At 67.7% G+C, this 6,224-nt stretch carries 6 protein-coding genes; 4 read left to right on the top strand and 2 right to left on the bottom strand.

Translation table 11 applies throughout. The features are described 5' to 3' along the window. Nucleotides 1-163 precede the first annotated feature (163 nt). Entirely contained in the window at nucleotides 164-829 is a 666-nt protein-coding gene (locus QZV72_RS14585) for a TVP38/TMEM64 family protein (RefSeq protein WP_297009453.1), read from the top strand. A 25-nt stretch (nucleotides 830-854) separates the two neighbouring features. Further along, nucleotides 855-1,499, top strand: coding sequence for a DNA-binding protein (locus QZV72_RS14580; protein WP_297009451.1), 645 nt, complete (start codon nucleotides 855-857; stop codon nucleotides 1,497-1,499). A gap of 46 nt (nucleotides 1,500-1,545) precedes the next feature. Here the strand turns inward: QZV72_RS14580 and QZV72_RS14575 are convergent, their stop codons facing one another. After that, nucleotides 1,546-2,409: a DUF3097 domain-containing protein gene (locus QZV72_RS14575; RefSeq protein ID WP_297009449.1), complete on the bottom strand. Its 864-nt coding sequence runs from the start codon at nucleotides 2,407-2,409 to the stop codon at nucleotides 1,546-1,548. A 39-nt stretch (nucleotides 2,410-2,448) separates the two neighbouring features. Between QZV72_RS14575 and QZV72_RS14570 the strand changes: the two genes are divergently transcribed. Continuing rightward, on the top strand, nucleotides 2,449-3,291 hold the full coding sequence (locus tag QZV72_RS14570) for a hypothetical protein (protein WP_297009447.1): 843 nt from the start codon (nucleotides 2,449-2,451) through the stop codon (nucleotides 3,289-3,291). Between the two features lie 4 nt (nucleotides 3,292-3,295). Here QZV72_RS14570 and QZV72_RS14565 read toward each other — a convergent pair whose 3' ends face one another. Further along, a complete protein-coding gene (locus QZV72_RS14565) occupies nucleotides 3,296-5,047 on the bottom strand; it encodes a DIP1281 family NlpC/P60 protein (protein WP_297009446.1) in 1,752 nt (583 codons plus the stop codon). Nucleotides 5,048-5,974: 927 nt separating this feature from the next. On the opposite strand from QZV72_RS14565, the gene QZV72_RS14560 reads away from it, so the two are divergent. Beyond that, nucleotides 5,975-6,224 (top strand): hypothetical protein (locus QZV72_RS14560; RefSeq protein WP_297009445.1); only part of this gene is annotated, 250 nt, incomplete at its 3' end.

Raw genomic sequence — 6,224 nt, 5'->3', positions numbered from 1 at the left:
CGGGTGGCGGAATGGCAGACGCGCTAGCTTGAGGTGCTAGTGTCCTATTAACGGACGTGGGGGTTCAAGTCCCCCTCCGGACACAGAGAGACAAGGCCCGCCGAACGGCGGGCCTTGTCCCGTTTCGTCGGGTCTCCGCGAACCGGAAGGAGGACAGCCGGACATGAGAGGTCTCCCCTGGCGCAGGATCACCGCTGCCGTGATGGTCCTCGTCCTTCTGTCCGCGATGATGGTCGCGGTGCCGATGCCGGACGCGGACGGCGTCCGCGACATGGTCTCCGCCACGGGGGTGTGGGCACCGCTGACCTGGCTGGGGCTGATGGTGGCCTGCACCCAGCTACCGTTCCCCCGGACGGTGTGGACGATCTCCGCGGGGGTGATGTTCGGCGCCGTCTCCGGCAGCGTCATGGCTCTGGTGGGTCTCGCCATCTCGGCGGCGCTGTCCCTCCTCCTCGTCCGACGGCTCGGGGCACGGACCGTGGAACGGGCCTCGGATCCGGCGACGCACGCCCGGCTCGCGGTGGTTCAGGAGATGCTCTCCCGCCGCGGCTGGCTCAGTGTCCTGGGACTGCGCATGATCCCGGCGGTCCCGTTCAGTCTGCTCAACTACGCCTGTGCCGTGACGAAGATCCCCATGGCGGCCTACCTGGGGGCGACGGTGGCGGGCTCCGCCCCGAACACGGTGGCCACGGTGTTCGCCACCGACGCGCTGCTGGACGGTGGTAGTCCCCGGGTACTGGTGGTCAGCGCCGTGGTGATCCTGGCCGGCGTCCTCCTCACCGGTCGGGAGATGCGGCTACTGCAGGCAGAGGTCAAGTCGACAGGGTAGACACCCCGGGTAGTACCCTGGACCTATGTTCGCCATCCATGCCCTGTACCACGGCCGGTCAAGACGCCGGGCCGATTACATCCGAGATGTCGCTGAGGCACTGGCTGCCACCAGTGCGGTGTCTGACGTGAGACTCTACGGGGCGGAGGGGTTCGCGGTGGTCTCCCCCGACGCCGACGGTGCCACGACCGTCGTCCTCAACCTGCTGCAGGCCGGGGACTTCGCCGTCGGCGTCGGCGCGATCATCGGTGGCGCTGACGCCGGGCTCACGGATCCCGGGGCAGCCGGCGGCACCGGGGACTTCCGCGAACAGCTTTTCGGGGCGGCCGCCCGCTCCTTCGGCCGTCAGCATCGGCCGGCGACAGTGACGACCCGTGTCGAACTGCCGGGGCCCGGTGGAGCCCGGGCCCCGGGTACCCCGGCCGACGTCGCCGACGACGTCACCGCAGCCTTCACCCTCCTCGCCCATGTGCTCACGCGACGCACCCCCGAGGGCCGGGAGGCGACGGCCCTTATGCGTCAGGGGTACCTGCAGACCGAGGCGGCGGAAGAGGTCGGCATCTCCAAGCAGGCCATGTCCCAGCGGTTGGCTGCTGCCGGTTGGCAGGCGGAACAGGCCGGGTGGACACTGGCCGTGCACATGCTGCGGCGGGTGACCGAGCTGGTCTGATCACCGGTCCGGGCTGCCGGCCCCTGTGTCCAGTTCAGTGTCCGGTTCAGTGACCCGGTTCAGTGACGAAGTCGACGAGCCGCTCGACCGCACCGATGAGCGTGGAGTCCAGGTCCCGGAAGGTCGTGACTGACGAGTACACCCGATGCCAGCCGTCACGTGGTGTCCCCCATCCCAGACGCTGACACACCCCGGTCTTCCAGTCCTCCCCCCGTGGCACCCGTGGCCACTCCCGGATGCCGACAGACGCCGGTTTCACCGCCTCCCAGATGTCGATGTACGGGTGGCCGGTGACCATGACATGGTCCCGGACCCGTCGGTCGAGTCCCTCGATGAGACGGGTCTCCTTCGACCCCTCCACGAGGTGGTCAGCCAGCACCCCGACCCGGCGTCCCGGGCCCGGGTTGAACTCGGCGAGCATATCCGGCAGGTTGTCGAGTCCCTCGATGAACTCGACGACGACACCCTCGACACGCAGGTCATGTCCCCAGACCTGTTCGACGATCGCGGCATCGTGGAGACCCTCCACCCAGATGCGTGACGGTGCGGCCACCTTCGCCCGCACGTCGGCGACCCGCCTCGATCCGGAGTTGGAGCGTTCCGGTGCCCGCTTCTCGACATGCCTCACCAGGGTGACGGGGCGCCCGTCCAGGAGAAAGGCACCCGGCCGGAGCTTGAACAGCCGGTCGGCGCCGCGCCGGTCCTCGAGTCGGACGAAGTCACCGTCGTAGGTGCGCTCGAAACCGGTGACCGCTCCGACCCACGCCCCGTCCGCGGTCTCCACGACGAGACCAGGTGTCGCCGGGACCTCCGGTGGCGCGGGACGCCGGGAGTGGTGCCCCCCGCCATGCCCGCCCGCACCGCCTGAGCCGCCGAGAATGTCGGATCCGTACCTGTCGATGTAACCCATGAGCGTGAATTCTATGCAAAGGGCGCTAGGCTGTGATGAATGACGTACCCCCGGCCCGCGCTCGGCACTTCGCTGCGCGAACAACTCTGGTCGCCCGTCCAGAACTCGACCCTGTGGCTCGGGTGGTGGTTACACGGGCTCCTCTCGTCCGACGACGTGATCGACGCCTTCGCAGAGGTCCAGGGGCACGCGCACACACTGCTGGTGGATACCGCTTCCGGTGACCCTTTCGACGGGGACTATGACGGACGTTCCACTTCACTGGTCGACATGCTAAGTGCGGTACGCACCGTCACCGCGGACGCGCCGGTGTCGGTCGCGGACCGGCCACTGGTGGGACTCGTGCTCGCCGGCCCCGGTGACGTACCAGCCCTGCCCGCCGGCAGTCGGGGGGCGGCGGCGGTGACGGCCAGCGGTGCCGGCATCACCGTGGCGGACGCGGACCCGGACGTACTCCACGTTCTCGTGCCCCGGCTGCTCGACCGGTCGCTGGTGCAGTGGACCTGGTACCGGACAGCGGGACGCGTCCCTGCCCCGGTGGTCCACTCGCCCGGTGACGCCGACCGGCTGCTCGCCGAGGCGACGGACCGGGCCGCGGCGCTCATCGAGTCCGACGGCATGCTGCCCATCCGGCACCGGGCACCGCGCCTGGCTGTCGGTGCACTGAGCGACTACTTCGGGCTTCCGGGACTTCCCGCCGGGGTGAGTCCTCGGGCGGTGAAACTCATGTCGCGGGCCGATGTCGTCGCCTCGATCGTCGAGGTGACACGGAACTCTGCGGCCGGCGCCTCCCTGGACCCCCGCATACTCCCCCTCTCACGCGCGGTGCGCACCGCGCGGACGACGGCTGTCGACCACGCGATGCGCGAACTGCTGCGGTGAACTTCTACTCGATCATCCGGACGGCATAGGGCATGGCGCCGCTCCACCGGGCGTCGGACACCTTGACCACGTCGCCGGACTGGGGCGCCTCCAGCATTTTGCCGTCCCCCAGGTACAGCGCGACGTGACCGGATCCTCCGATACCCCAGAAGAGCATGTCACCTCGCCGGGCCTGTTCCACCGGGACCTGGGTTCCTGCCGTGTACTGGTATCCGGAATAGTGCTCCAGGTGGATACCGACGGCGTTGAACGCGTAGACCATCAGGCCGGAGCAGTCGAAACCGACCTTCGCATAGTCGCCGTAGGCGTCGGCGACCCCGCCGTCGCGGATGCCGAGTGTCGGACCGTTCGCGTCCCCGCCGCCCCAGGCGTAGGTCACACCGAGCTGGGACATTCCGCGGTTGATGACCCGCTCGATCTTCTCGGCACTTGTGCCGGAGGCGTCCTGGCCCGAGGTGTCTCCGGTGCTGCCGCCCGGGACGTCGGTCGAGGTTCCGGTCCCCGGGACAGTTCCGGTGTCTTCCCCGACACCGGACGTCTCCTCCGGGAGGGAGTTGTAGGACTGAGACGCCGAACTCCGTGCCGCCGCTGCTGCTGCGGTGAGCGGGTCCCCACCGTTGAGGTCGGCGGTGACACCGGCAACCGCGGCGGCGCCGGCGGCACCGAGTAGGCCGTTGATGGCAGCCTGACGTCGGTCATCGCCGGCGGTGTCGGCACTGAATTCCGCCACCTCGGCATCAGCGTCGGTACCGTCGGCGATGTCTGCGGGGATGGAGGACGCCGCTGCGGTGGTGGTGGTGTCCGCCGGAGCTGTCGCAGAACTGTCCCCCGCTCCTTCGGTCATGATCTCAGACTTGACGCTGGGTGTGACATTAGTGGTGGTCGGCGTCTTGTCGGTTTCGGTCGGAGGCTGCTGCGGCGGGGTGGCCTCCGTCGGGGCGGTCTCCACCTTCGCCACTGCGGCCTCGGCGGCGCGGCGCTTGTCGAAGGAAGTGGAGCCGTCACTTTTCGCGGCGCGCTCGACCGCCGCGCGGGCAGCTGCGAGCTGCTCGCGTGCGGCATCGGCGTCGGCGAGAAGGCTGGCGTGCCTGTCCGCCCGGTCACGAAGGTCCTGCTGGACCTTGTCGAACTGCGACTGTGCGGCGTCCCGGGCCTGCTGCGCAGCGGCGACGAGACCATCCGCGTTGTCGCGGGCCTCGCGGAGCGAGGATTCCTCGTTCGCGGCCTGGGTGCGGGCCAGATCGAGGCGGTCAACCTCGGCCTGCTGGCGTTCGGCGGCCAGCCTGATGTAGCTCGCCCGGTCGATGGCGTCGTCGGCACTGGCTCCCGCGGCCAGTGGCACCGCGGAAGCGTCACCGCCCTGTGAGTATGCGGAGCGGGCGATCTCGTCGAGATCAGCCTGTGCCGCACCGAGATCGCTCTCTCTGTCCCCGAGGCGGGAGCGGGCGTCGGTCACCTTGTCCTGCGCGTCCTGTGCGGTACGGACGCTGCGTTCGACATCGACCCGGGACTTGTTGACGGACTCACGGAGTCCGCCGAGCTCACTCTCGAGTGAGTTGACCTGCTCCTCGGCGTCGGAGACGCGGGAGACCAGATCGGTCAGGTAGGACTCCGCGTCGGTGCCGGAGGTCTCCTCGGCGGCGGCCGTGCCGGTGTGCGTGGTGAGCGCGACAGTTACGGCGACAGTCAGCAGAGCTCCTGTACCTCGTGCGGTTGACCCGCGGGCACGGCCGCGGGATGTCAGTCGAAGTGCCACGGTGATGGTCTCCTCGTGCGAGTGGGCGGAAAAGAGTCGGTTCCGGCGACCCACCGGTTCGGCACCCGTTCCTCCCGCTTCCCCGCGGGAGGAGGTCGGGGCCCGGGGTGGTGGGCCAACCTCCGTCGTCGGTGCTCCGTGACTTTCGTGACCGGGGGTTCGACCACCCGGACCACGGAGATCACAAATCGTTACCAAACGACGACACGTGCACCGTAGGCCACACCTGTCCCGGAGGGAACCTGAATCACATCATTAACATCTGCAACTATGACCACTGTCGAGATCTCCACGCTGTGACCTGCACCGTTCCCAGGTAAGGCAGTCAAGGTGATCTACATCACACTAAGCGAAGTGCCGGCGTGTCGGCTTGTGGAACCGAACCTTGACGGACTCGAAGTCTCGATGGACCGTTGAGCAATGTCAAGTCTAGACACTTGACCCGCAGAGAGAGTCGGTGGCCCGCAGGGTGGCGGCCAGGCGACGGGGGTCGATGGCGGAAGGTGGTGACGGGTACTGCTGTCCAGATCGGCGTCAAGTTTCCATCGTTGATTGTCCATCGTTGATTCTGATGGTGACCAGTGGTCGTTTTCGGGGTTGTGTGGTGTTGCCGGGTCCGTTGTGCCCGCTACTGTCCCGTGCCTGCGAGCGGGAACCGATATAGGAGTGTGCCTGCTCTGACGCGCCGGTGGACCGTTTTCCTTCCGAACGGGACACTGTCGACCTGGGATTATGTAGCAATACAGTCGTACTGTTATGGTGGATGAGACGGATCACACGTCACTGTTGCACAATGGTGGCACACCTCACGCCAGTGGTGCCCAGCCGGGCGCCGCAGACCAGGTCCACGGTTGTGCGAGAGGTGAGACGTCAGACGAACGTCACACAACGACGATTTATAACGAGAAGAGATTCAGGAGCACTCACGTGACTGAAAGCAAGAACTCGTTCGGTGCCAAGGGGACACTCGAGGTTGGCGACCGCACGTACGACATCTTCCGCCTCAGTGCGGTCCCAGGCCTGGAGAAGCTGCCCTACTCCCTGAAGGTGCTCGCCGAGAACCTCCTCCGCAACGAGGACGGCGCGAACATCACCAGGGAACACATCGAGGCCATCGCGAACTGGGATCCCGCCGCGGAGCCCAGCATCGAGATCCAGTTCACCCCGGCCCGCGTGG

The organism is uncultured Corynebacterium sp., assembly GCF_902782855.1.
In the GTDB taxonomy this organism is placed as follows: domain Bacteria; phylum Actinomycetota; class Actinomycetes; order Mycobacteriales; family Mycobacteriaceae; genus Corynebacterium.
Note: the sequence above shows the minus strand (reverse complement) of the source record. Positions and strands in the feature narration are given on the sequence as shown.